At 61.0% G+C, this 25,044-nt stretch carries 24 protein-coding genes; 16 read left to right on the top strand and 8 right to left on the bottom strand.

Annotated features, from left to right (window positions below):
• Nucleotides 1-146 precede the first annotated feature (146 nt).
• Nucleotides 147-875 carry an alpha/beta hydrolase gene (locus FE781_RS05475; protein WP_138788592.1) on the bottom strand — a complete coding sequence of 243 codons (729 nt, stop codon included), beginning with the start codon at nt 873-875 and terminating at the stop codon, nt 147-149.
• 437 nt (nt 876-1,312) lie between these two features.
• On the opposite strand from FE781_RS05475, the gene pdhA reads away from it, so the two are divergent.
• The 6 genes from pdhA (at nt 1,313) to FE781_RS05445 (ending at nt 7,894) form a co-directional block, all read left to right on the top strand.
• Nucleotides 1,313-2,389 carry a pyruvate dehydrogenase (acetyl-transferring) E1 component subunit alpha gene (gene pdhA / locus FE781_RS05470; RefSeq protein WP_138788591.1) on the top strand — a complete coding sequence of 359 codons (1,077 nt, stop codon included), beginning with the start codon at nt 1,313-1,315 and terminating at the stop codon, nt 2,387-2,389.
• Nucleotides 2,390-2,393: 4 nt separating this feature from the next.
• Nucleotides 2,394-3,374, top strand: coding sequence for an alpha-ketoacid dehydrogenase subunit beta (locus FE781_RS05465; protein WP_138788590.1), 981 nt, complete (start codon nt 2,394-2,396; stop codon nt 3,372-3,374).
• A gap of 42 nt (nt 3,375-3,416) precedes the next feature.
• Nucleotides 3,417-4,754 (top strand): dihydrolipoamide acetyltransferase family protein, encoded by a 1,338-nt coding sequence (locus FE781_RS05460; protein WP_138788589.1) that lies wholly within the window; start codon nt 3,417-3,419, stop codon nt 4,752-4,754.
• 4 nt (nt 4,755-4,758) lie between these two features.
• Entirely contained in the window at nt 4,759-6,180 is a 1,422-nt protein-coding gene (gene lpdA, locus FE781_RS05455; RefSeq protein ID WP_138788588.1) for a dihydrolipoyl dehydrogenase, read from the top strand.
• Between the two features lie 184 nt (nt 6,181-6,364).
• Entirely contained in the window at nt 6,365-6,976 is a 612-nt protein-coding gene (locus FE781_RS18265; RefSeq protein ID WP_484217441.1) for a cytochrome ubiquinol oxidase subunit I, read from the top strand.
• A gap of 198 nt (nt 6,977-7,174) precedes the next feature.
• Entirely contained in the window at nt 7,175-7,894 is a 720-nt protein-coding gene (locus FE781_RS05445; protein ID WP_138788587.1) for a YebC/PmpR family DNA-binding transcriptional regulator, read from the top strand.
• 81 nt (nt 7,895-7,975) lie between these two features.
• On the opposite strand, the gene FE781_RS05440 is transcribed toward FE781_RS05445, so the two are convergent.
• The 3 genes from FE781_RS05440 to FE781_RS05430 all read right to left on the bottom strand — a co-directional run bounded on the left by FE781_RS05440 (nt 7,976) and on the right by FE781_RS05430 (nt 11,339).
• On the bottom strand, nt 7,976-8,500 hold the full coding sequence (locus tag FE781_RS05440; protein WP_138788586.1) for a DUF420 domain-containing protein: 525 nt from the start codon (nt 8,498-8,500) through the stop codon (nt 7,976-7,978).
• 173 nt (nt 8,501-8,673) lie between these two features.
• Nucleotides 8,674-10,494 carry an ATP-binding cassette domain-containing protein gene (locus FE781_RS05435; protein WP_138788585.1) on the bottom strand — a complete coding sequence of 607 codons (1,821 nt, stop codon included), beginning with the start codon at nt 10,492-10,494 and terminating at the stop codon, nt 8,674-8,676.
• Entirely contained in the window at nt 10,491-11,339 is an 849-nt protein-coding gene (locus FE781_RS05430; protein WP_170209423.1) for an ATP-binding cassette domain-containing protein, read from the bottom strand. Before FE781_RS05430 ends, FE781_RS05435 begins: the two co-directional genes overlap by 4 nt.
• Before the next feature lie 95 nt (nt 11,340-11,434).
• Here FE781_RS05430 and FE781_RS05425 point away from each other — a divergent pair, with 95 nt between their 5' ends.
• Nucleotides 11,435-12,049: a biotin transporter BioY gene (locus FE781_RS05425; protein WP_138788583.1), complete on the top strand. Its 615-nt coding sequence runs from the start codon at nt 11,435-11,437 to the stop codon at nt 12,047-12,049.
• Between the two features lie 80 nt (nt 12,050-12,129).
• Here the strand turns inward: FE781_RS05425 and FE781_RS05420 are convergent, their stop codons facing one another.
• Entirely contained in the window at nt 12,130-12,348 is a 219-nt protein-coding gene (locus FE781_RS05420) for a hypothetical protein (protein WP_138788582.1), read from the bottom strand.
• Nucleotides 12,349-12,678: 330 nt separating this feature from the next.
• On the opposite strand from FE781_RS05420, the gene FE781_RS05415 reads away from it, so the two are divergent.
• From FE781_RS05415 to FE781_RS05400, 4 genes are all read left to right on the top strand, one after another.
• Nucleotides 12,679-13,413 (top strand): GNAT family N-acetyltransferase, encoded by a 735-nt coding sequence (locus FE781_RS05415; protein ID WP_342774281.1) that lies wholly within the window; start codon nt 12,679-12,681, stop codon nt 13,411-13,413.
• On the top strand, nt 13,410-14,096 hold the full coding sequence (locus tag FE781_RS05410; RefSeq protein WP_246068058.1) for an HAD family hydrolase: 687 nt from the start codon (nt 13,410-13,412) through the stop codon (nt 14,094-14,096). The genes FE781_RS05415 and FE781_RS05410 overlap by 4 nt, the downstream gene beginning before the upstream one ends.
• Nucleotides 14,093-14,707: an alpha/beta hydrolase gene (locus tag FE781_RS05405; RefSeq protein ID WP_138788581.1), complete on the top strand. Its 615-nt coding sequence runs from the start codon at nt 14,093-14,095 to the stop codon at nt 14,705-14,707. The genes FE781_RS05410 and FE781_RS05405 overlap by 4 nt, the downstream gene beginning before the upstream one ends.
• A 186-nt stretch (nt 14,708-14,893) precedes the next feature.
• Nucleotides 14,894-16,093, top strand: coding sequence for a GTP-binding protein (locus FE781_RS05400; RefSeq protein WP_138788580.1), 1,200 nt, complete (start codon nt 14,894-14,896; stop codon nt 16,091-16,093).
• A 47-nt stretch (nt 16,094-16,140) separates the two neighbouring features.
• On the opposite strand, the gene FE781_RS05395 is transcribed toward FE781_RS05400, so the two are convergent.
• Nucleotides 16,141-16,788 (bottom strand): helix-turn-helix transcriptional regulator, encoded by a 648-nt coding sequence (locus FE781_RS05395; RefSeq protein WP_138788579.1) that lies wholly within the window; start codon nt 16,786-16,788, stop codon nt 16,141-16,143.
• Between the two features lie 122 nt (nt 16,789-16,910).
• Nucleotides 16,911-17,525, bottom strand: a complete 615-nt coding sequence (locus tag FE781_RS05390) for a superoxide dismutase (RefSeq protein ID WP_138788578.1) — start codon at nt 17,523-17,525, stop codon at nt 16,911-16,913.
• A gap of 175 nt (nt 17,526-17,700) precedes the next feature.
• Here FE781_RS05390 and FE781_RS05385 point away from each other — a divergent pair, with 175 nt between their 5' ends.
• The 4 genes from FE781_RS05385 to FE781_RS05370 all read left to right on the top strand — a co-directional run bounded on the left by FE781_RS05385 (nt 17,701) and on the right by FE781_RS05370 (nt 22,656).
• Complete coding sequence (locus FE781_RS05385) at nt 17,701-18,327, top strand: FMN-dependent NADH-azoreductase (RefSeq protein WP_138788577.1); 627 nt, start codon at nt 17,701-17,703, stop codon at nt 18,325-18,327.
• A 187-nt stretch (nt 18,328-18,514) separates the two neighbouring features.
• Complete coding sequence (locus FE781_RS05380) at nt 18,515-19,717, top strand: CdaR family transcriptional regulator (protein WP_246068057.1); 1,203 nt, start codon at nt 18,515-18,517, stop codon at nt 19,715-19,717.
• A 180-nt stretch (nt 19,718-19,897) separates the two neighbouring features.
• On the top strand, nt 19,898-21,310 hold the full coding sequence (gene glcD / locus FE781_RS05375) for a glycolate oxidase subunit GlcD (RefSeq protein ID WP_138788576.1): 1,413 nt from the start codon (nt 19,898-19,900) through the stop codon (nt 21,308-21,310).
• Nucleotides 21,307-22,656: a (Fe-S)-binding protein gene (locus tag FE781_RS05370; protein ID WP_138788575.1), complete on the top strand. Its 1,350-nt coding sequence runs from the start codon at nt 21,307-21,309 to the stop codon at nt 22,654-22,656. Before glcD ends, FE781_RS05370 begins: the two co-directional genes overlap by 4 nt.
• 365 nt (nt 22,657-23,021) lie before the next feature.
• Here the strand turns inward: FE781_RS05370 and FE781_RS17405 are convergent, their stop codons facing one another.
• A complete protein-coding gene (locus FE781_RS17405; RefSeq protein ID WP_170209422.1) occupies nt 23,022-23,192 on the bottom strand; it encodes a hypothetical protein in 171 nt (56 codons plus the stop codon).
• 246 nt (nt 23,193-23,438) lie between these two features.
• Between FE781_RS17405 and FE781_RS05365 the strand changes: the two genes are divergently transcribed.
• Nucleotides 23,439-25,034: an ABC transporter substrate-binding protein gene (locus FE781_RS05365; protein WP_138788679.1), complete on the top strand. Its 1,596-nt coding sequence runs from the start codon at nt 23,439-23,441 to the stop codon at nt 25,032-25,034.
• The last annotated feature ends 10 nt before the right edge of the window (nt 25,035-25,044 follow it).

Below are 25,044 nucleotides of genomic sequence, written 5' to 3'. Positions count from 1 at the left end.
ATTGGGGCGTATAACCGGCGAGCCCATCCTGGCACGCGGTCGGCGCTGCACAGCGACCCGCGCCGTTGCACAGCGACCAACCGCCGGTTCGCCCTCCAGCCACCGCCAGCCGCCAACCCTGCGGCCCATGCCGCCCCATCCCCGGTCTACCCCAGAAAAGCCTTCAACGCCTCCGGCAGCTCCTGCTGCCAAAATCCCCACAAATGCTTGCCCGGCTTTTCCACATACGTGAGCTGCACGTTCCGGCGTTCGAACCATTCCCGCGCCGTCCGGTTCAACTCCAGAAAATCGAAAGTTCCGCGCTCGGTTTTAACCTCCCGCTCGTCCGTGCCGATCAGTTGCCACAAGCGCAGCCAGGACAGGCTGGACTCGCGCGCCAGCCGTTCGTGCGTGGTGGAGAGGAAGGCTCCCGACAGCGCGATCACGTTTTGAAACAGATACGGGTAATCGAGCGCGAGATGCAAGCTGACGGTTCCGCCCAGCGAATCCCCGACCAATATCCGCTCGGTGACGTCGGGACGCGCGGGATAGCGGGCTTCGATATACGGAACGAGCTCGGTGGCGACGAACTGCGCGTAAGCCGCATACCGGCTTCCGTCCGGCGCGTATTCGGACGTGCGCTTGCTTTTGTCCACCTCGATGCCGACGATGATGGCGGGCTGCACGTTTTCGTCGAGGATCAGGCGGTTCATGTGGGTGGCGATGCGGCCGTAATTAAACAAATCTTCTCCGTCCTGGCCGTAAATGACCGGGTAAGAGGACAGCTCGTTGTAGCCCGGAGGCAAATAAACGCGCAGTTCCCTCGGCGCGTCGAGCAGGCCGGAGGTCAAGGTGTGTTTGACGATCGTTCGCTGAGTGTAACGGTTGTCGCTCATGGGCATTCTCCTTTTATATACACGTGTATACGGGCGGAAGATAATTCTCGCGTTGTAACTCCCACATAACAGAGATATCTCGCCGCGAACGTTCGTCCGCCGCACGGGCTCCGATAGGGGGCGGACCCGGCCCTCGGCGTGCCTTCGCGAGTGGCGGTCCGGCATTTGGCGTATGCTAATACCGGCAAGCCGGGTTGCTTCGGCGGTTTCATTTTTTTGCGCGGCGGGCAAAGTCAACTAGATTTTTTAGAAACTGTACTATATAATCATTCTATACTGTTATAATCCTTATGCAACCACAAATGCAGCAAATTCGGCATTCCTTCCGCAGATCTGTTTGAAACAGGTTGGTACAATTGCTGTAACAGTTCGCACAAATCCTAAAACGAGGTGGAATCATGAGCCCTACGACCACGACTAAACGAGGTGCTGCAGACATGAGTCACGAAGTCCATGTGAACGAATTGAAGCCGCTCCAAATTCTTTCTCCCGAAGGGGAAATCGTTAATCCGGATCTTGTTCCGGCATTGTCGGACGACCAACTGCGCGAGCTGATGCGCCGCATGGTGTTCACCCGCGTATGGGACCAACGCGCCGTATCGCTGGCCCGTCAAGGCCGCCTCGGCTTCTATGCTCCGGTATCCGGGCAGGAAGCGTCGATGGTCGCGAGCCAATTCGCCCTCGACAAAGAGCACGACTGGATTTGCCCGGGCTATCGCGACATGCCGCAATTGTTCTGGCACGGATACCCGATGTATCAAGCGTTCCTGTATTCCCGCGGCCATCAGCACGGCGGCCAAGTGCCGGCAGGCGTTAATATTTTGCTGCCGCAGATTATTATCGGCGCGCAATACGTGCAAGCTCCGGGCGTAGCGATGGGACTGAAGCTGAACAACAAACCGGGCGTAGCCGTAGCGTATACGGGCGACGGCGGCAGCTCGCAGGGCGACTTCTACGAAGGACTGAACTTCGCGGGCGCATTCCGTCTGCCGAACATCTTTATCGTGCAAAACAACCGTTATGCGATCTCCACGCCGCGCGAGAAGCAGACGCTGGCTCCGACGATCGCGCAAAAAGCGGTGGCGGCCGGCATCCGCGGCGTGCAAGTGGACGGCATGGACCCGCTCGCCGTCTACGCGGCTGTGGCCGAAGCGCGCAAATTCGCGCTGGAAGGCATGCCGACGCTGATCGAGACGCTGACTTACCGCTACAACCCGCACTCGATGTCCGGCGACGATCCGACCAAATACCGCACCAAGGAAGAACAAACCGAGTGGGAGCAAAAAGATCCGCTGATCCGCTTCCGCAAATTCCTGCAAGCCAAAAATCTGTGGACCGACGCCGAAGAAGAAGCGCTGATCGAAGAAGCGAAAGCTTACGTCAACGCCGAAATCAAAAAAGCCGAAGAAATCCAGAAAATGACGGTCAGCGATCTGATCGATTCCATGTTCGAAACGACGCCTGCACACCTCGAAGAGCAAAAAGAATGGTTTGCGGCGAAGGAGGCAAAGTAATCTCATGGCACAACTCACAATGGTCCAAGCAATCAACGAAGCGCTCCGCCTCGAACTGAAGCGCGATCCGAAGGTGATGGTGTTCGGGGAAGACGTCGGCCATGTCGGCGGCGTTTTCCGCGCCACCGAAGGACTGCAAAAAGAATTCGGCGAAACCCGCGTATTCGACACCCCGCTGGCCGAATCCGGCATCGGCGGTCTGGCCGTGGGCCTGTGCGTGCAAGGTTTCCGTCCCGTTATGGAAGTGCAATTTATCGGCTTTATCTTTGAAGTTATGGACTCTATCGCCGTGCAAGCGGCGCGCATGCGCTACCGTTCCGGCGGCGTCTACCATGCGCCGATGGTCATCCGCACGCCGTTCGGCGGCGGTCTGAAAGCGGCCGAACTGCATACCGACAGCCTGGAAGGCTTGCTGATCCAGACGCCGGGCATCAAGGTCGTCTGCCCTTCCAACCCGTACGACGCCAAAGGCCTGCTCGCGTCCGCGATCCGCGACAACGACCCGGTCTTCTTCATGGAGCACCTGAAGCTGTACCGTTCCTTCCGCCAGGAAGTTCCGGAAGGAGAATACACGATTCCGCTGGGCAAAGCGAACGTCGTCAAAGAAGGCAAGCACGTCACCGTTATCGCTTACGGGCAAATGGTTCACACGGCGCTGAAAGCGGCCGAAGAGCTTGAAAAATCGAAAGGCATCTCCTGCGAAGTTATCGACCTGCGCACGCTGATGCCGCTGGACATCGACACAATCGTCGAATCGATCAAGAAAACGAACCGCGCGATCGTCGTGCAGGAAGCGCAAAAAACGTCCGGCGTCGCTGCGGAAGTTATCGCCCAAATCAACGAAAAAGCGATCCTGCACCTGGAAGCCCCGGTACTGCGCGTCGCCGCTCCGGACACCGTCTACGCTTTCGGCCAGATCGAAGACGAATGGCTGCCGACTCCGGCCCGCATCGCGGACGGCGTAAACAAAGTGCTGGCGTATTAATCGAGCCCCAAGTCCACTACCGGTCAGGAGGATTCTATCGACATGGCAAACTGGAATTTTAAAATGCCTGAGCTTGGTGAAGGCCTGCATGAAGGCGAGATCGTCAAGTGGCATGTGAAACCGGGCGACTCCATCAAAGAAGACGATATTATTATGGACGTGCAAAACGACAAAGCCGTCGTTGAAGTGCCGTCGCCGGTTACGGGCAAAATCGTCGACATTAAAGTTCCCGAAGGCACGCTGACGACGGTCGGCACCGTGCTGGCGGTTATCGACGTCGTCGGCGAGATTCCGCCGGAGTCGATTCACGGACACGGCGGCGACCACGCCGCGGAAGCTCCGGCCCCGGCGGCACAAGCTCCGGCAGCCGCTCCGGCTCCGGCAACGGCTCCCGCTGCGCAGGCCGCTCCCGCTCCGGCCGCAAGCGCGGTTGTATCGGCCGATCCGAACGAAGTGCTGGCGACTCCGAGCGTCCGCAAGTTCGCGCGCGAGAAAGGCGTCGATCTGAAGCAAGTGAAGGGCACCGGCAAGCACGGCCATATCACCCGCGCGGACGTCGAAGCGTTTGTGGCGGGCGGCGGACAAGCGGCAGCAGCCGCTCCGGCAGCGGCAGAAGCCGCTTTGGAGGCACCTGCGGCAGCGGCGAAGCCGGCGGCTGCAACGGTCGTCTCCGGCGACCGCGTCGAAGAGCGCGTGCCGCTGAAAGGCGTACGCCGGGCAATCGCCAACGCCATGGTCAAATCGGTCTACACCGCTCCGCACGTCACGCTGATGGACGAAGTGGACGTCACCGAGCTGATGGCTCTGCGTGAAAAAGCGAAGCCGCTGATGGAGAAAAAAGGCATCAAGGTCACGTATCTGCCGTTTATCGTCAAAGCGTTGACCGCGGCTGTCCGCCAATATCCGGAGCTGAACGCTTCGATCGACGACGAGAAGAACGAAATTGTCTACAAGAAGTATTACAATATCGGGATCGCGACGGATACGGAAAACGGTCTGCTCGTGCCGGTCGTATTCGACGCGGATCGCAAGAGCATCTGGACCATCGCGGCCGAGATCAAGGACCTGGCGACCCGCGGACGCAGCGGCAAGCTGGCTCCGCACGAGTTGAAAGGTTCGACGATCTCGATCACGAACATCGGCTCCGCGGGCGGCATGTTCTTCACGCCGGTGATCAACTGGCCGGAAGTCGCCATTCTCGGAACGGGCCGCATCACGCAAAAACCGGTCGTCAAAAACGGCGAAATCGTCATCGGCAACGTCATGGCGCTGTCTCTCAGCTTTGACCACCGCCTGATCGACGGCGCAACCGCGCAAAACGCATTGAACTACATCAAGCAACTGCTCGAAGATCCGCAATTGCTCGTCATGGAGGTGTAATCCGATGGTCGTAGGCAATCTCGTAGAAGAAGTTGACGTGCTCGTCGTCGGTGCAGGTCCCGGGGGTTACGTCGCGGCTATCCGCGCGGCGCAACTGGGCAAATCCGTCGTCGTCGTGGAAAAAGGCGAACTCGGCGGCGTCTGCCTGAACGTCGGATGTATTCCGTCGAAGGCGCTGATCTCCGCGGCTCACCAGTACGAGGCGTCCAAAGCGGCTTCCTCCATGGGCATCAACACGGGCGAAGTCACCGTGGACTTCAAGAAAGTCCAGGAGTGGAAATCGGGTATCCTGAAAAAACAAACGGGCGGCGTCGGCATGCTGCTGAAAGGCAACAAAGTCCGCGTCGTCAAAGGCGAAGCGTTCTTCAACAGCGCCGATACGGTTAGCGTCACCAGCGACGACGAAGACGCGCAAACCGTTCAGTTCAAATTCAACCACTGCATCATCGCGACGGGGTCGCGTCCGATCGAGCTGAAGAACTTCAAATTCGGCGGCCGCATCCTGTCTTCGACGGAAGCGCTCAGCCTGCAGGAAGTGCCGAAGAGCCTCGTCGTTATCGGCGGCGGCTACATCGGCGTCGAGCTCGGCCAAACGTATGCGAAATTCGGCGCGAAAGTCACCATTCTCGAGGGCGGCAAAGCGATTCTGCCGGGCTTCGAAGAAGAACTGACGCGCTGGGTGAACCGCAGCCTGAAGAAGAACAACGTCGACATCGTCACCGAAGCGCTGGCCCAATCCGCCGAACAGACGGAAAACGGCGTAACCGTCACGTATACGGTCGGCGGCGAGACGAAAACGATCGAAGCCGAATACGTGCTCGTCACGGTCGGCCGACGTCCGAATACGAACGACATCGGTCTCGAAGGGGCGGGCATCAAGCTTGACGAGCGCGGCCTGATCGAGATCGACAACCAATGCCGGACAAGCGTCCCGAACATTTACGCGATCGGCGACGTCGTCAAAGGACCGGCTCTGGCCCATAAAGCTTCGTATGAAGCGAAAGTCGCCGCCGAAGCGATCGCCGGACAACCGTCCGTCATCGACTACAAAGCGATCCCGGCCGTTGTCTTCTCCGATCCGGAGGTGGCGAGCGTCGGCCTGAGCGAGACCGAAGCGAAGGCGGCCGGCATCGAAGTGATCGTCGGCAAGTTCAACTACGCGGCGAACGGACGCGCGAACACGATGAACGTCGGCGAAGGCTTCGTCAAGCTGGTCGGCCGCAAGGACAACGGCCTGCTGATCGGCGCGCAAGTCGTCGGCTCGGAAGCCTCCAACCTGATCGCCGAACTGGCTCTGGCGGTCGAGTTGGGCGCGACGATCGAAGACATCGCGTTGACGATTCACGCGCACCCGACGCTGGGCGAGATGGTGATGGACGCGGCGGAAGTCGCTCTCGGCCATCCGATTCATACGATCGTGAAATAATTTGCCCGAATCCAAAGAGTCCCCATCTGCCACGCGGCTGGATGGGGACTCTTTTCCATACGCCGCAAGGATTTACGTTCGAAAACGGGAAGCTGGCGAACATCGACCCGCTCGCCGCCATGTTTAATCCGGCGGCTCCTTCGAAAGTGCTGCACGTCTTGTCTTCCGCTTTGCGGTCGGGGATTTGTCCGCCCGTTTTCTGGCTGCGGAGCAACCGGAGAAGCTCGCCGCGGCCGAATGGCATTTCGAGACCGGCGGCAGAGCTCCCCTGATCGTCGGAGGCCGACTGAATCCGGATACGCAGGAGGTTGCCGGGGCGCTTAAAATTCCTTTGGCGCTCAGTCTGCTCGCCACCCACGATCCGGACGGCACGGTCGTCGGTTTGAACGATATTCCGCGGGACGAATGGCCTCCGCTTTATGTGCATGATTTGTTTGACGCGATGGTCGGCATCGGGTTTTATCTGCTGGCCGTACCTGTCCTCTATCTCGCGCTGCTGCGGCTGAAACGGCGCCATGCCTACAATCGCCGGATGCTGGCCGGCATTTTGGCGGGAGGCCCGCTATCCTTGCTCGCTGCTGCAGTTCGCCTTCGCTTTTTACGGTTACGGTCTTTCCCATCTTCCTTATTTGTTGTCCCGTACTTGACGCTGTACGGCGGCGTGACGAATCCGGCGATGGGGCGCGCGTTGGTTGCGGCGTTTGCGGCGGGGTTCGTCCTGCTCGTTCCGTCACTCGTTCTGCTGCTCCGATTGTTTTTGTTTAATGCCCGCTACGTGAAGGGGGAACTGTCGTGAATAGGTTTGACCGGCAAGACAAATGGCTGACGCGCCTCTGTTTCGGCATCGCCTTTCTGCTGTTCGTGTCCATCGTCAGACATTTCGTTTAAGAAAGAAGGCCGTGCCGCCGCCGTTCCCGTATACGCAAACGGTAGCCTCTTGTCCGCAAATCGGTTATCATATAGGGGTGAAACTTACGTAGAAAGCGGGTTAAGCATGGGACGCAAATGGAATAACATCAAAGAGAAAAAAGCGTCTAAAGACGCGAACACTAGCCGAATTTACGCGAAGTTCGGGGTGGAAATCTACGTAGCGGCCAAAAAGGGCGAACCGGACCCGGAGTCGAACCGGGCGCTGAAGGTTGTTCTGGAGCGGGCCAAAACATACAACGTGCCCAAAGCGATTATCGACCGCGCGCTGGAGAAAGCCAGAGGCAGCGGCGACGAAAACTACGAAGAGATGCGTTATGAAGGGTTCGGACCCAACGGATCGATGATTATCGTGGACGCTTTGACCAACAACGTCAACCGTACCGTCGCGGACGTGCGTTCCGCCTTCAACAAAAACGGCGGCAGCATGGGCGTCAGCGGATCGGTCTCGTATATGTTCGAGGAGACGGCGGTGTTCGGCATCGAAGGCAAATCCGTCGATGAAGTCATGGAATTGCTGCTGGAAGCGGATGTGGACGTGCGGGACATCGTGGAGGAAGAGGGCTCCGTAATGGTGTACGCCGAACCGGACCAATTCCATGCCGTACAGGAAGCGTTCAAGCAAGCCGGCATTACCGAATTCGTGGTGGCGGAGATCAGCATGCTGCCGCAAAACTACGTGACGCTGCCAGACGAAGCGCAAGCGCAATTCGAAAAACTGATCGACGCGCTGGAAGATCTCGAAGATGTCCAGCAAGTGTATCACAACGTGGAATTTAAAGATTGATTGTAGAAAACGAACCCCCTTGGCCGCGGACGCCGGTGTGTGCCGACGATCCGCGCGAAGGGGGTTTTTTGCGCCGTCCGATCAATAGTAAGGCGAGATCAGCAGATAGACGATAACGCCGGTGCTGCTGACGTACAGCCAGATCGGCATCGTCCATTTCGCGATTTTGCGGTGCTGGGCGATCCGGTTGCCGAACCCGCTCGTCAGCGAGATCAGGGCGAACGGCACGTTGACGATGGCCAGCGTGATGTGCGTAATCAAGAAAAAGAAGTACGTATACTTCAGAACGTCGCCTCCGCCGAACTTGGTCGGTTCCGTCAGGAAATGGTAAATAACGTACGAAACGAGAAAAAGCGACGTCGTCACGAACGCCATCAAGATAAAGTTGCGGTGAAGGGCGATTTTTTTCTTTTTGATCGCGATCAGCGCGATAACGAGAAACGTAAAGGTAAACAAATTGAAGATCGCGTTCAGCAGCGGGAAGATCGTCACGTCGAAGCCGAGCTCGCCCTCGTAGCCGGGCAGGAAAAACAGCAGGGCGATAATGCCGACCAGCACGGCGGAAAACGCCAGAATCAGCGGGGTGTAGTTGCGCGTCAGGTTCATATTCGTTCTCCTTCTCCTGTTCTCCTACCAGAATAGTTAATCGTTCCGCGTTTGACAACCGGACGGAGCGGCCGCTTTGTGATCACTTTGTAACAGAATCATGAATTTTGAACGGCCGCACGCCAAAACGCCCTTCCCGGCGCCTGTACAGGCATCCGGGAAGGGCGTCCGGTTTAACGGAGCAGCCGCTCCGCCAGCAAAAACGCGAGCAGCATCGCGGCGGCGGCAGCCACCAGCCCGTAGTCGGCGCGGCCGAATTTCAGGCGATACGAATGCGTGGGGCCGACGCCCGCCCGGCCGACGCCGCGGGCGATCAGCGTCTGCGACAAGGTGTCGCCCAGACGCAGCAGCGACATCAGATACGGGACGGCGACGGAGCGAATCTCGCCGGGCGGAACGCGGCCCGGCCGCGCCGCGTATTTGCCCCTCGCCGCCGCGATCCGCGCGAACCGGTGCCACTCCTCTTGCAGCACGGGGATGAATCGCATCATCAGCGCGGCCGTCATGGCGAAAGCGTCGACGGGCAGGCGAAGAAGCTTGAGCGGACCGAGTCCCTGCTCCAGCGCGCGCTTGAGCCGCAGCGGTCGGATGCCGGACATCAGCGCAAGTCCCACCACCATGATCATGACGAGCTGGCTGAAGCGGAACAGCATCGCGGCGGCGGGGCCGGCCGCGAAGGCGACTCCCGGCAGCAGCGGCCATACGGGGCCGTTCTCATCGGCCGGATGGTTCGCAGAGGGTTCGCCGAACGTCAGCCCGGCGAAGGCGGCCGCGATAAAGGTGAACACCGTGAGGCCGATCGCGGGCTTCAGCCAGACCGACGCCGGAACGCGCGAGAAGCGCAGCGTCAGGGCCGCCGCGCCCAGGCTCAGCAGCCAGCCGATTCCGTGCGATTGAATCAGGATGCCGGGAGTGATGAGCATGTACGCCAGCCAGACGGCGCGAGGATCAAGCCGCAGCAGGGGCGAAGGGCTCGCGCCGTCTTCATGCGCCGGCCGCTCCGATTGTTCGGCCTCCGGCTGCTCCGTCCCGGCGGCTTCCGGTACGGCGGGCGCAGGCGGAGCTTCGCGGCCGAATCGGTCGCTTGACGCGGCCAGGCGCTGTCCCGGGTGAAGGGCGCCGCCGAGCGCGGCTGCTCTCGGGACGGCAAGCGCCTCCGCGATCGCCGCCGCAATCCCGGCGGCATCCGGTTTGCCGTTCGGCAGCGGGATGCCGGCTTCGCGCAGCAGCCGCAGCGTGCGCAGCCGTTCGGGCAGGGCCAGGCCCGCCTGTTCGAGCGCTTCGGGCCGGTCGGCGAGCTCGGCGGGGGTACCGTTCCAGACGATACGCCCGCCGTCCAGGATCAAGATGCGGTCCGCCCTCTCCCATAACGTCTCGGGGTCGTGCGTGACGGCGATGACCCCCCGGCCGTCGGCGATCCATCGGGCGATATCCGCCCGGAGACTCTCGATGGCCTGCCGGTCCAGCCCGGCCGTCGGCTCGTCGAGCAGCATCCATGCGGGATCGACCGCCTGCAGCAGCGCCGACGCCAATCGCCGCTGCTGCCCTCCGCTCAAGGCGAAGGGCGAACGGGCCAGCCATCGTTCCGTCTCCCCGCCGAAGCTGCCGGAGACCGCCCGCGCCGTTCGCTCGTCGCGCTCCACGGCCGATAGGCGGCATGGGCGGAGCGAATAGCGGAACTCCTCCCGGACGGAGGCGGCGAACCACTGCGTCTCCGGGTGCTGGGGAGCGACCCCCAGCTTCAGCGCGGCTTCCCGGTTCAGCTTGCGGCGCCGCCCGCTTCCGAGCCACAGCGGCCGTCCGCCGACGGCGATGTCGCCGGAATCGGGCTCGCGCAGGCCGGAGACCGTTTCGAGCAGCATCGTCTTGCCGCTCCCGCAGCGGCCGGCGATTAACGTCAGCGTTCCGGGCTGGAACGTGTGGCTGATGCCGTCCAGCACCATACGCGGACCGGCGGAGAGGCGCAAATTCCGGATCACGATCGCTTCTCTCATCCGGCCTTCACCTCATCCGCCAATTGTTCCGCCGTTAAGGGCAGCCGCCCAAACCGCACGCCATGCCGCATCAGCTCGCGCGCGACCCGCACCGCGAACGGAGGCTCGAAGCCGAGCGCGTCGCAGGGCGCCGCGCCGGAGCCGGAATCGCCGAACTCGCCGAGGAAGCGTTCCGCTTCTCCGTAATAAAACAGGGCGGGCGGGCCGTCGTAAGCGATCGAACCGTGATGCAGGGCGACAATGCGGTCCCCGCAGGCGGCTTCCTCCTGATGGTGCGTCAGCCACAGCACGGTCGTGCCTGACGCGTGAATCGCCCGGACCGCGCCGAAGACGAGCCGCCTCGCCGCCGTGTCCAGCATGGAGGTCGCTTCGTCGAAGATAAGCAAGGGAGCGTCCGCCGCCAGACAGCCCGCCGCCGCGACAAGCTGCCGCTGACCGCCGGACAATTGGCTTAAGGGACGTTCCGCCGCTTCCGCGAGTCCGACGGCGGCCAGAGCGCTATCGACTTTGTCCCGGATGCGGCTTGCCGGTTCTCCCCGCATTTCCAGCCAAAACACAAGCTCCTCGCGGGGCGTCTCGCCGAACCATTGATGATCGCGCTGCATGACGTACGGAATCGGCTCGTCGCCCGCGAAGCCGCGCCGGACAACGCCTTCATGCGCCGGCTGGACGCCGGCGATCGTCCGGATCAGCGTCGACTTGCCGCTGCCGTTGCGCCCGACGACGGATATCCACTCGCCGCGCCCGATCCGCAGGCCGATTCCCCGCAGGATCGGCGTCCGCGTCCGGTCTGCCTCGGGATAGACCGTCACGTCCTCCAGCACCAAATCTTCATTCAAATTCAACGGTATCCCTTCCCTTATTCAAACCGGTTGTGCTACAATCCGGATTGTCAACTCAAATTACGTTATTAGGTTAACAAGGGGAAGGGGAATAATCAATGCCATCTTCGGCCTGGAATGTGCGGGGAATCGTGTTTACCGCGTTGTTCGCCGCCGTTTTCATTGTTTTCAGCATGATTAAACTGACGCTGTGGGGGCCCGTCCCGTTCACGCTGCAGAACCTTGCGATTATGCTCGCCGGAGGCTTGCTCGGCGCCCGGTACGGCTTCGCCAGCATTATGCTGGTCGTCGGGCTGACGGCGCTCGGGCTCCCGCTGCTGCACGGCGAGGGAGGTTGGTCGCTGATCGCGGGGAGAACGGGCGGCTTCATCTGGATGTTCCCTGTCAGCGCGCTGCTGATCGGCTGGTTCTCCCGGAAAATTCGCGGTCATGGCCTCGCCGCCTACATCTTGCTCGTGCTGGTCATGGAAGTGTTCGGTTCCCTGCTGCTTTATGTGTCGGGAGTCCCGTGGTTCGCGCACGTGATGGGCTACACTCTCGCCAAATCGCTGTCGCTTGCCGCCTATCCGTTTATGCTGCCGGATTTTCTGAAGGCGTTGGCGGCCGCCGGGATCGTGTTGAGCGTCCGCAAGTATATGCCGGGCTTTTCGGTTGACCGTTCGGCGCGTTCCGCGGGTGCGGAACGAAACACTTATATCGCCCCGGGTTCCTGAACGGCTCTTGACCGACTACGGGAAACGGCCCATCGTCCTTGTTCGAGGACGGCGCAGCCGTTTCCTTTTTTATGGCCGCGCTAGCGCGCCGCAAAACGGCCGTCCGGCAGCCGGAACGTCCACGGCCCGCGTACCAGCACTTCCGGCGAAGAGATGCCGGTGACCGTCAGCGTACCCGAGCCCAGCTTGACCGTCACCGGCTTCCCCAGCACGTAGGCGTTGCCGGACATAAACCGTTCGTCCAAAGCGCCGATTCCCGGCACGAAATTTAACCGCCGCTTGCGCAGCAAGTCCATCAACCTGCCTGAACAAAGACAGGAAGGCTTGCTTGTCGCCTTTTTGCGCCGGTTTGACCAAAGGCTCGATGATGACCACCCGCTTCTTTATGGATCGTTATGGATTAGACGTTGAAACGCGCGGTTTGGCTTTGCCCGGCGAAAAAACAAGTTCCGCTGCAGGAGGGATTTTTTTGAAACGCGTCGAACGGATATACGCAGCAGCGCCTGCTGCCGGGAATGCCGCAGCGAACAGGCGAACCTGCCCGGTATCCGGAAACGAAACGGAGGCGGATGCGTAGACGGATTAAGAACTTTTATTGCCTGAACCCGTATGCGCAAGGAGGAAGGACAATGGGTTTTCTGATCGAGTGCAGAACGTGCGGCAGCCAAGTGTCCTCGACGGTGAAAATGTGCCCGAATTGCGGCGAACGCTCGCCCGAACCTTATAAGGACCGCTTATCGGCGGGGGCGAAGAAGGATAATCGTCCGCCGTTATCCGAATCCATGACGATAGGCGCGGGAGGATCGCCGATGGACTTTCCGGTATTGGAAACGGAACGATTGCGGCTGCGGATGCCGACCCGGAGCGACGCTTCCGATCTGTTCCGGTATTTCTCGCTGGACGAAGTTACGCGTTATTACGATCTGGACAGCTTCACCGAGATCAGGCAGGCCGAAGAACTGATTTACACCTGGTCCGAAAGGTATGCGCATCGGGAAGGCATACGCTGGGGAATCGTGCTGAAGCCGTCGCCCGGCCGGGTGATCGGAACTTGCGGCTACCATAACTGGGCGAAGGCGCACAGGAAGGCGGAGATCGGCTTCGAGCTCGCGCCCGAATATTGGCGCAGAGGTCTGATGACGGAGGCGCTCGAAGCGATTGTCGGCTACGGGTTCTCCCGCATGGCCTTGAACCGGATCGAGGCGTATATCGATCCCGACAATTTCGCTTCCAGACGATTGCTGGAGAATGCCGGTTTTTCGGAGGAAGGTTATCTTCGCGATTGTTTTTTCGAGAAAGGGCGGTTCGCGGATGCCGTGTTATTCGCCCTGATCAGGCGCGATTATGTAGAGGTTCATCCGTGATCCGGCAGGACGCGGCCCGGGGCCGCGGAACGAAGATTCGGGGCATTTTGTTCGATATGGACAATACGCTGCTGTGCTCCCGGATCGACTATGCCGCGATGAAACGGGACGTCTACGCGTATTTGTCCGGAGGCGGGTGGGTGCCCGCCGATCTGCGGTTGGACGGCTATACGACGTCCATGCTGATCGACGAAGCCGTCCGGAACGGGATGCCGGAGCGTTCGTACCGGGAGGCGATCGCGATGGCGGCCGGGCACGAGCTGGCCGGCATGGAGGGAGCGGGGCTTGAGCCGGGCGCGGCGGAGCTGCTGGAGTCGCTCCGGGGGAAATACGTGTTGGCGGTCGTGACGAACAATTCGGAGCCCGCTGCCGTGCGGGCACTCGAATGGACCGGCATCCGCTCCTGCTTCGATCTGGTCGTCGGCCGGGAGCGGATGAAGGAGATGAAGCCGTCGGCCTCGGGTTTCCTGACGGCGATGAGCTTTTTCCCGGGGATTCGGCCGGAGGAATGGGTCGCCCTTGGCGATTCGTGGATCGACGGCAAGGCGGCGCTCGACGCGGGAGTGCCCTTCGTCAGTTATCGGGCGAGCGCGGAGGAAATGATCGGGCGGGGCGTCCGTCCGGTCGCAAGTGTGGACAGCCTGGCCCAATTCGGCGAATGGCTGGAGGGCGAGGGCTCTTGAAGAAGCTTCGAACGGCAATCCCGACACGGGAACCGCCGTACATATCGGCCGGTTTTTCTTACGGCGATCTGCTTATGCGGCAGTATGCCTCGTTATACCCCGAGGAAGCGGCCGGTCTCGTGCTGGTCGATTCCGTCCACGAGAACAGATACGCCGCCGACGCCGATTCGGGCAGGAAACGGGATATGCGGAGAACGCGGGCCCTCTACCGGACGGGGTATTGGATGACGCCTCTCGGCATCCCGCAGCTTCTGCGCCGGCACGTCGGTTCGAGACGGCTGCCCGGGGAGCTTCAAGCCGTCGTTGCCGCATGGGGCCGAAGGAGCGGCGCTTACCGCGCGGGCTATCTGGAATGGTTGGGAGCGCCCGTCACCGCCCCGCAGGTCAGGCAAGGCAAGCGTCTGCGAGCCGATCTGCCGGTGACGGTGCCGACGGCGGGGAGGCAGGATCGGCGCTGGCTGGACCCGCAGAACGAGTTGCTGAAGCTGACGGACCGCACGGAACAAATGATCGTGGAGGACAGTTGGCCTTCCATCCCGATTTCTAAACCGGAAGCTGTCGCGGAAGCCGTACGCGAGATGATTATTCGGGGATCCCGCGGTAACCGGTAGAGAGAGGCGTGGCGCGGATCGGAATCCAAGAGCAATGTCCCTTGAAGGGCGGCACGTTGACAGGGCGATGTTGACGTGCTATTTTATTTATACAAATCGTAATTATTACGAATAAAACGATGGCGAAATGCCAATCTTTTTTTTGTTGGATATCGTAATGATTACAAATAAAGGAGAGTCCGATTCATGAAAGAGAGTATCACCCCGATCCCCGTCACGGTGCTGAGCGGCTACCTCGGTTCCGGCAAAACGACGGTCCTGAACCATGTGCTGAACAACCGGCAAGGCCTTAAAGTCGCCGTCATTGTCAACGATATGAGCGAAGTGAACATCGACGCGGATCTGATCGCCCAGGGAAGCCGCCTGTCGCGCACGGAAGAGAAGCTTGTGGAGATGTCCAACGGGTGCATCTGCTGCACGCTTCGCGAAGATTTGCTGCACGAGGTGGAGAGGCTGGCGAAGGAAGCCCGCTTCGACTACATCCTGATCGAATCGACCGGAATTGGTGAACCTGTGCCTATCGCGCAGACGCTGACTTATGCGGACGAGGCGAGCGGGATCGATCTCACGCGGTATTGCCGTTTGGACTGCATGGTCACGGTCGTGGACGCCTACCGGTTCTGGCACGACTTCTCCTCGGGAGAAAGTCTGCTGGAGCGCGGTCAAGCGCTGGGCGAAGACGACACCCGGGACGTCGTGGATCTGCTGATCGACCAGATCGAGTTCTGCGACGTGCTCCTGCTGAACAAGTGTGATCTGGTGTCTCCCGAGGTTCTGGACCGTCTGGAAGGCGTGCTGCGCAAGCTCCAGCCTCGCGCGCGAATCATCCGTACGGTTAACGGCCGGGTGAATCCGGCGGATATCCAGAACACGGGGATGTTCGATTACGAGCAGGCCCGTCAGTCGGCGGGATGGCTGCAGGAGCTGCAGCGCGATAGCCATACGCCCGAGACGGAGGAATACGGCATCCGTTCGTTCGTTTACCGGCGGCGCCGGCCGTTTCACCCGGAGCGGCTGGCCGCTTTCTTCGGCAATTGGCCGGAGGAAGTGGTCCGGGCGAAAGGGCATGTCTGGCTGGCGACCCGAAGCGATATCGGCGCTTCGCTCAGCCAGGCCGGACCGTCGATTCAATTCGGGCCGGCGGGTTACTGGCTCGCGGCGCTGCCGGAGGAGGAACGCCGCGCGATGCTGGAGGAATATCCCGACATCCTTGCCGAATGGCATCCGCAGTGGGGCGACCGCCGGACCGAGCTTGTGTTCATCGGCATGGACATGGATCAGGAGGGCCTGGTCCGGGAGCTTGACGATTGTCTGCTGACGGAGGAAGAGATGCGGTCGGATTGGTCGCGCTTGCCCGATCCGCTTCCCTCGTGGAACGTTCGATAATCTCTGCGGATAAAAAAACTCGCGGCGAAATGCCGCGAGTTCGTTTGTTATTCGGGCGGAGAATCGCCCCGGCTGCGGATGACGTAGACGCATTTGCGGCCGCCTTCGGCCAGACATTCGGTCCGGTCCACGTCGGCGTCCAGCAGGGACTGAAACAGCTCCAGCTCGCACCGGCAGGCGTGCCGGTACTGATTGGCGATCACCGAGATCGGGCAGTTATGCTCCTTCAACAGGAAGTCGCCGTTTTCCGTCCGTTCCCATTCGACCATATAGCCGTTGTCGTTCTGAATGTCGGCGAGCGCCGCCACCTTGTCGGTCAACGGCTTGCCTTCGATATTCGCCTCGTATCTGCGTTTCAGCGATTCCTTGCGCCGCTCGAACAGGAGCTCGACCATGGAGTCGCCCGATTCCGCGGCCAGCTCGCCGAGCAGATCAAGCGTCAACGTATGATATTTCTTCGGGAAAAAACCTTCGGCATGTTCCGTCAAGCTGTAGACGGCAGCCGGCCGTCCCATCGGCAGGCGGACCGTCTTGGGACGGATCAGGCCGTCCCGCTCCAACGCGTTCAGATGGCGGCGGACGGCCATGACGGTAATCCCGAGCATCCCGGTCAGATCTTTTGTGCTTAATTCGCCTTTGGTTTTCAGCAATTGCAGGATAGTCTCCCGGGTGCTCAAATCTTTCTCTCCGTTCATGCGCCGTTCACCTCCATGTTGTTGTCGAATCGATGCGCGCGGCTATTCCCATCATATCATGTTCCGTCAAGAAGAAACAGCGGCAGAACGGGAATATCCGTTCTGCCGCTGCGTTCGGGCGATCAGCGGACGGCCGCCTCGTAGCGTTTGCCGGCCGCTTCCCAATTGACGACGTTCCAGAATGCGGCGATATAATCGGGACGTTTGTTTTGATACTTCAGGTAGTAGGCGTGCTCCCACACGTCCAGACCGATGATCGGCTTTTGGCCTTCCATGATCGGGGAATCCTGGTTCGGCGTGCTCGTAACGGCCAGCTTGCCCGAGCCGTCAACGACGAGCCAAGCCCATCCGCTGCCGAAGCGGGTCGTGGCGGCTTTGGTGAATTCTTCCTTGAATTTGTCGAAGCTGCCGAACTGCGCGTCGATCGCTTGCGCCAGCGCGCCTGTCGGAGCGCCGCCGCCGTTCGGACCGATGATTTCCCAGAACAGGGTGTGGTTCGCGTGGCCGCCGCCGTTGTTGCGGACGGCCGTGCGGATCGCTTCCGGCACGGCGTTCAAGTCGGAGAGCAGATCCTCCAGGCTTTTCTCGTGCAGCTCCGGATATTGGTCGAGAGCGGCATTGAGATTGGTGACGTAGGTGTTGTGGTGACGATCGTGGTGGATCATCATCGTTTGCTCGTCGATGTACGGTTCGAGCGCGTTGTTCGGATAGGGAAGCGGCGGCAGTTGATGTGCCATGGCAAAAACCTCCTCGATAAATGGTGGATATCTCCATTGTAGGAGGCAACGCCGATTTAGTCAATATAAATATATAAAAAGTATACGAAGTGTTGACGAACCCCGGACAAAGGACTATACTTTTGTGAGTAAATATAGATTAGTGGCGAATCGCCATCCAAAAGGAGAGAACACCATGAGCAAGGTCCTATTCGTCAAAGCCAACAATCGTCCGGCCGACCAGGCGGTCAGCGTGCAGTTGTACAACGTGTTTCTGAAGAGCTACAAAGAGTCGCATCCGAACGACGACGTGACGGAGCTTGACCTGTACGCCGAAAATCTGCCTTATATGGACGCCGATATGATCGCCGGCATCTTCAAAGCCGCTCAGGGCTACGAATTAACCGAGAGAGAACGGGAACTGGCGGCGGTCGCCGACAAATATCTGGACCAGTTCCTCGCTTCCGACAAAATCGTGTTCGCCTTCCCGCTGTGGAATATGACGGTGCCGGCCGTGCTGCATACGTACATCGACTACCTGAACCGCGCAGGCAAGACGTTCCGCTACACGCCCGAAGGACCGATCGGACTGGCTACGGGCAAAAAAGCCGTGCTGTTGAACGCGCGCGGCGGCGTATATTCGGAAGGACCTGCTGCCGCAGCCGAGATGGCGGTTAACTTCGTCCGCAGAAATCTCCAGCAGTTCGGAGTCGAGGTTGTGGACGAGGTGATCGTGGAAGGCCACAACCAGTACCCCGACCGCCGCGAAGCGATTGTTCAGGAAGGGCTGAAGAAAGCCGCCGAAGCGGCCGCGAAGTTTTAAGCTGTCCTAGAGGACAAGCCTCCAAGAAGCTGTCGCCCGGGCAGATGGATCTGCCTGCGCGGCAGCTTTTTATTTGCCGCCTACGGGGCAGAGCGGGTGGCGGCTGCGAGCGGACGGCTGCCGCCATGCGGAGCGGCCGAGTGACGCCCCTTGCCGATTGTGCTATGATTCTAGGCGTATCCATATATTGCGGCAGAGAACGCCGGGCGTATTTGCGGCACATTGCGCCGGTACGGCCGGCTTGAATCACGACAACGCGGGGGGATGCGACATGCTGCTGCCGGATCTGGCCCGGCGGATCGTACGCGAGGTGAAGCGGCTGCTGGACGAGCCGATCATCATTACGGATGTGGACGGACGGATTATGGCCGGTACGGACGCCTCCCGGATCGGCGCCGTGCACGAAGGCGCGCTGCTGGCGAGCCGGACGAAGCAGTCGGTTGTCGTCGACAGCCTGCGGGAAGCGCAGTGGCGTGGCGTGCGCGAAGGCATCAGCCTGCCGCTGCTGTTTCGCGGCGAAGTCGTCGGCGTGGTGGGCATCACGGGCAAGCCGGACCGCGTCGCCAGGTACGCCGAGCTTGTGCGGAAGATGACCGAGCTGCTGGTGCACGAGCATTATTACCTCGAACAGTTGGAATACGAGCAGCGGGGTTATGAGGCGCTACTGGTCGACTGGCTGAGGGGCGGCGAGCGGACGGCTCCGTTCGCGGACCGGGCCAAGGCGCTTGGCGTCGATCTGAATCGGCCGAAGCGGCTGGCGCTGATCTCCTTCGGGCTGGACGGAGGCGAGATGCTGCCTCGCGCCTTGTGGCAGCAAGTTCGCGCTCTGCTGCGCCGGGAAGACGTCCTCGCCCGATGGGGGGACGATCGCCTGCTGCTCGTGTTCGACGAAGCGAAGCCGCAGCCGCCTCAGGAGCTGCTGCCGCGTCTGCGGCGGATCGAGGCCGAATGCGCCAGATGGGTGCGCGCCCCGATCCGGATCGGCGTCGGCAAGCGGCTGCCCGCGCATGAGCTGCACCGGTCGTACGAGCAGGCCGCGCATGCCGCTTCGCTGGCGGACGGCGGCGCCGGGAGCGGGATCGCGTTTTACGAAGAGCTTCGCCTGGAGATGTGCCTTCAGGATATTACGCCGCAGACCCGCCGCGATTACCTGGAGCGCACGATCGCTCCCCTGATTTCCGAGCCGGACCTGATGGAGACGCTTCGGGCGCTGATCGGCGCGAACGTCTCCTACAAACTGGCCGCGGACCGGCTTCACGTCCATATCAACACGCTCCAGTACAGGCTCCGCAAAATCGCCGATCTGACGGGGCTCGATCCGAAGCGTTTCGAGGATTTGGCGGAGCTGCATCTGGCGATGAAGCTGTTGTCGAAAGAAACAAAAAGTTAACGCTTCCGGCGCGGGTTTTTTGGCTGTTCCGACATGGAAGGACGGGTTCCGATTTTTTAAAATAGCAGCAAGCATACGGCTGCGCTTATACAGTCCGAGATAACGGCGGGAAACGGCGCGCATCCGCGGCAAGGAAGGCGAAGCCGTTTCTTTTTTGTTGACGGGGAAAGGAGAACAGGCATGCTTGACCCTTCCGTACTGAACGAATTGAAGGCGATTGTCGGCCCGGACAATGTCGAGAGCTCCGCGATGGACCGGCTCGCCTACAGCTACGACGCGACGCCGAATCTGCAGGCGATGCCCGACGCGGTCGTCTCCCCGCGTTCGACCGAGGAAGTGTCGAAGGTGTTGGCGCTTTGCAACCGGCGCCGCATTCCGGTCGTTCCCCGCGGTTCGGGAACGAATCTGTGCGGCGGAACGACGCCGCTGTCCGGTGGAATCGTGCTGCTGTTCCGCCATATGAACCGGATTCTGGAGATCGACGAACAAAATCTGACGGCGACGGTTCAAGCGGGCGTCATCACGCTGGATCTGATTCGGGAGGTCGAGCGGCGCGGGTTGTTTTATCCGCCCGATCCGAGCTCGATGAAAATTTCGACGATCGGCGGCAACCTCAACGAGAATTCCGGCGGTCTTCGCGGCCTCAAGTACGGCGTGACGAGAGACTATGTGCTCGGGCTGGAGATCGTGCTGCCGTCGGGCGACATCATCCGCACCGGGGGCAAGCTGGCGAAGGACGTGGCCGGCTACGACCTGACGAGGCTGTTCGTCGGCTCGGAGGGAACGCTGGGCGTCATTACCCAGGCGATTCTCAAGCTGATTCCGATGCCGGAATCCAAGAAGACGATGCTTGCCTTGTACGGGAGCCTGGAGGACGCGGCCGCGTCCGTCTCGGCGATTATCGCGGCCCGCATCATCCCGGCCACGCTTGAATTTCTCGACCGGCCGACGTTGGAGGTCGTCGAGCAATTCGCGCAGATCGGGCTGCCGACCGACGCCCAAGCCGTGCTGCTGATCGAACAGGACGGCCCGCCGGAGGTCGTGGACCGCGATCTGGCGCGTATGGCCGAAATATGCCGCGGACATCGCGCGCTGTCGGTGCGCGTGGCGCGGGATGAGAATGAAGCCGACGGCCTGCGCGCGGCCCGCCGCAGCGCGCTGTCCGCGCTCGCGCGGCTTGCGCCGACGACCATCCTTGAGGATGCGACCGTGCCCCGCTCGCAGATCGCGCCGATGGTCCGGGCGATCCGGGAGATCGCGGACAAATACGGCGTGCGGATCTGCACGTTCGGTCACGCGGGCGACGGCAACCTGCATCCGACTTGCGTCACCGACGCGCGCGATCCGGATGAGCTGCACCGGGTGGAGCAGGCGTTCGAGGAAATTTTCGAGCGGGCGATCGAGCTTGGCGGCACGATTACCGGCGAGCACGGCGTCGGCGTCGTGAAGGCGCCTTATCTGGAGATGAAGCTCGGGGCGGCCGGGATCGAAGCGATGAAGGCGGTCAAGCAGGCGTTCGATCCGAACGGCATCATGAATCCGGGCAAAGTGTTCGCCAAGTCGTCCCGCAAGAGAGTGGTGGTGGAATCGTGACGGCGTTGGACAAGGCGAAGATCCAGGCGGAATTCAAAGCCCGGATGGACGAGGACGAGCTGCTGAACTGCATGCGGTGCGGGTTTTGCCTGCCTTCCTGCCCGACCTATGTGCAGTCCGGCAACAGGGAGGCGTACTCGCCTCGCGGACGGATCGCGCTGATGAAGGCGGTCGCGGACGGACGGATCGAGCCGGACGAGGATATCGAGCGGACGCTGAACGAATGTCTCGGCTGCCGGGCGTGCGAGCCGGTCTGCCCGTCCGGCGTCCGTTACGGCCATCTGCTGGAGGAAGCCCGCGACATCATCAACCGCAACAAGAAATATTCGCTCCCGGCGAGAGCCGTGCGCAGCCTCGTGTTCAAGCACCTGTTCCCGCATCCGAAGCGCATGCGGCGGATGACGGCGCTGCTCGGCGTCTATCAGCGGACGGGGCTCGCCAGGCTGGTGCGCAAGACGAAGCTGCTGAACCTGCTTCCCCAGCCGCTGGCCGCGATGGAGCGGGCGCTGCCGCAGGCGCCGACGCTGCGGGAGATGAGCCGGCCGCATGCGCCCGTGCGGGCACGGGGAACCGCCCGGGCGACCGTCGGTTTTTTCTCGGGTTGTCTGATGGACACGATGTTCCGCGAGACGAACATCGCGACAATGAAGTTGCTGGAGAAGGCCGGCTGCAACATCGTCGTGCCCGGGACGCAGAACTGCTGCGGCGCCCTTCACGGTCACGCGGGAGAGAAATCGGGCGCTGTGGAGCTGGCGAAGCGCAATATCGAAGCGTTTGAATCGGCGGACGTCGATTACATCGTCACGAACGCGGGCGGCTGCGGCGCCTACCTCGCCGATTACGGCCATCTGCTGAGAGATGATCCGGCCTGGGCCGGCCGCGCCGCGTCTTTCTCGGCCAAGATCAAGGACATCTCGGCCATTCTCTTCGAGCTGGGTTTTCACGAGTCCGGCCTTCGCCTCCCGCCGCAGGTCGTCACGTACCAGGATTCGTGCCATCTCCGCAACGTGCAGCGGACGAGCGAGCAGCCGCGCAAGCTGCTGCGCGCGATCGAGGGCGTCGACTACCGGGAGATGGAGCAGGCCGACCGCTGCTGCGGCTCGGCGGGCATCTACAATCTTGTACATGCGGACCTGTCGATGAAGTTCCTCGACGACAAGATGGCCCGCGTCCGCGAGACGCAGGCGACGACGATCGTGACCGCCAACCCCGGCTGCCTGCTGCAGATGAAGCTGGGCGTCGAGCGCGAAGGGTTGTCCGGCCGGGTCCGGGTCGTCCATATCGCCGACTTCCTGCTGGAAGCGATGGACAACCGCCAGGATGCTTCCGGCAGCGGCGGTGTCTAAGCCGCCCCGCTATCTTGAGCATCAAGCCGCAGTTCGTCTTGGCCTGTGCCTATTGCTCGGATCGTGTATTATCGGGAGGAGAGTTCTTTCCATGCTGGCGACGATGAGTCGGGAAGCGTTCCAAACGATGGGCGACGACAAGCTCGGAACGACTCGCTTCGAGCCGATTATCCGGGCTTACAAGGAGATACAGACCCGGGGAGAAGACTTCGCTTCAGAACTGTACACGCAGCTATCTCCCGGACAGCAGGCTTTATTCGTATTTCGCCCGTTTTACAATCACGCCATCAAATCGGCACCCGACTTGTATTGGTGGAGCGGCTATTATATCGAGCCATCCGCAAAGCCCGCAAACGTTCCATCTGTCATTCGGCGATCTCGAACACGATCCCCAATTGCTCCTGGCCGTACTTGCCCTTTATGCCGAATTCCAAGCCGCGGCGGGACCGGCGTTGAGGGCAATCGGCGATAATATCCGCAAGAACCCCGAACAATTTATGCAGAGGGCGAACGATCCTTCGTAAATCGAGCCGCAAGCGGCCTTTCCTCCGGGAAGGATGCCTGCGGCTTTTTCGTAAACGCTCTATATCTGTTGCGAGAACGGCGCATCGTCACTGGTTCAAGGACGGTGCGGCCGTTTTTTTCTGGCCTGCGGCCGGCGCATGCGCAGAGTCATGGCAGAAAAGTTGACAACAAGTTAAAAAAACGGATGATTTTTTTGTTCACGTGTGCTACTATTTTCCGAGAACGTGTTACGAGTAGGAGAAGGGGAGTTGGAGAAGATGTTCAGACGGAAGTTCAAACGGCTGGCCGCAGCGGGATTGGCCGCCGCGCTGCTGTTAACGGGCTGCACGTCCGGCAAGGAAAAACAGGCGGGCGCTGACGACGAGCTCGTGCTGGCCGTCGGTTCGGAGCCGGAAGCGGGATTCGACCCGACGACCGGCTGGGGACGTTACGGCTCGCCGCTGTTCCAAAGCACGCTGCTCCAACGGGACGACCAGCTCCGGATCGGCTACGATCTGGCGACGAGCTATGAGCTGTCCGAAGACGGCCTGGTGTGGACCGTCACGCTGCGGCAGGACGCCAAGTTCACCGACGGCCATCCGGTGACGGCCGAAGACGTGAAATTCACGTTCGAAACGGCGGCCGCGAGCGGGTCCGTGCTCGATCTGTCCAATCTCGAAAGCGTCCGGACGGACGGCGACTACAAAGTCATTTTCACGCTCAAGGAGCCGCAATCGACCTTTATCGGCCATCTGGTGACGCTGGGAATCGTGCCGAAGCACGCTTATTCGAAGGATTACGCGCAGCGGCCGATCGGTTCCGGCCCCTATAAGCTGGTGCAGTGGGACAAAGACCAGCAGGCGATCGCCCAGATCAACGAAGATTATTACGGAGCGAAGCCGTCCTTCAGCAAGCTGACGTTCCTGTTCCTGAGCGAGGATGCCGCATTCGCCGCCGCCAAAGCGGGCAACGTCGATGTGGCGTACATACCCGCGACGCTCAGCAAGCAGAAGGTCGACGGCATGCGTGTCGAAGCCGCGCGGACGGTCGACAACCGCGGTATCATGTTCCCGTACGTGAAATCGGGACAACGGACGGAGCAGGGATACCCAATCGGCAACGATGTCACGGCCGATCCCGCCATCCGTCAGGCGATTAATGTCGCGATCGACCGCCAGGCGCTTGTCGACGGCGTATTGGAAGGGCATGGCACGCCGGCTTACACCGTCAACGACAAGCTGCCTTGGTGGAACGAACAATCCGTCGTGAAGGACGCCGATCCGGCCCGAGCTAAAGCCATTCTGGCCGATGCCGGCTGGAGCGACCGGGACGGTGACGGCATCCTGGAGAAAGGGGAGACGAAGGCGCGCTTCACGCTGCTCTACCCGTCGGGTGACTCGGTTCGTCAATCGCTGTCTCTGGCCGTCGCCGACATGATCAAGCCGATCGGCATCCAGATCGACGTGCAAGGGAAAAGCTGGGACGAGCTCGAAAAGCTGATGCATTCGAACGCCGTCCTGTTCGGATGGGGCAGCCACGATCCTCTGGAAATGTACAGCCTGTACAGCAGCAAATACCGTGGAGTCGGCTACTACAATCCCGGCTATTACAGCAATCCGGTTGTGGACGAATGGATGGACAAGGCGCTGAAGGCGCGGACCGAGCAGGAAGCGCTGGACTATTGGAAAAAGGCGCAGTGGGACGGCAAGACGGGAGTGGCCGCGCAAGGGGACGCGCCGTGGGCATGGCTCGTGAACATCGACCATGTGTATCTGGTCCGAGACGATCTCGATATCGGCCAGCAGCGCATCCATCCGCACGGCCACGGCTGGCCGGTCACGGACAATATCGAGCAATGGAAGCGAAAGTCTTGACGGAAACGAG

Source organism: Paenibacillus thermoaerophilus (genome assembly GCF_005938195.1).
GTDB classification, from domain to species: domain Bacteria; phylum Bacillota; class Bacilli; order Paenibacillales; family Reconciliibacillaceae; genus Paenibacillus_W; species Paenibacillus_W thermoaerophilus.
The sequence above is the reverse complement of the archived record's forward strand: the minus strand, read 5'-3'. Positions and strand labels throughout refer to the sequence as shown.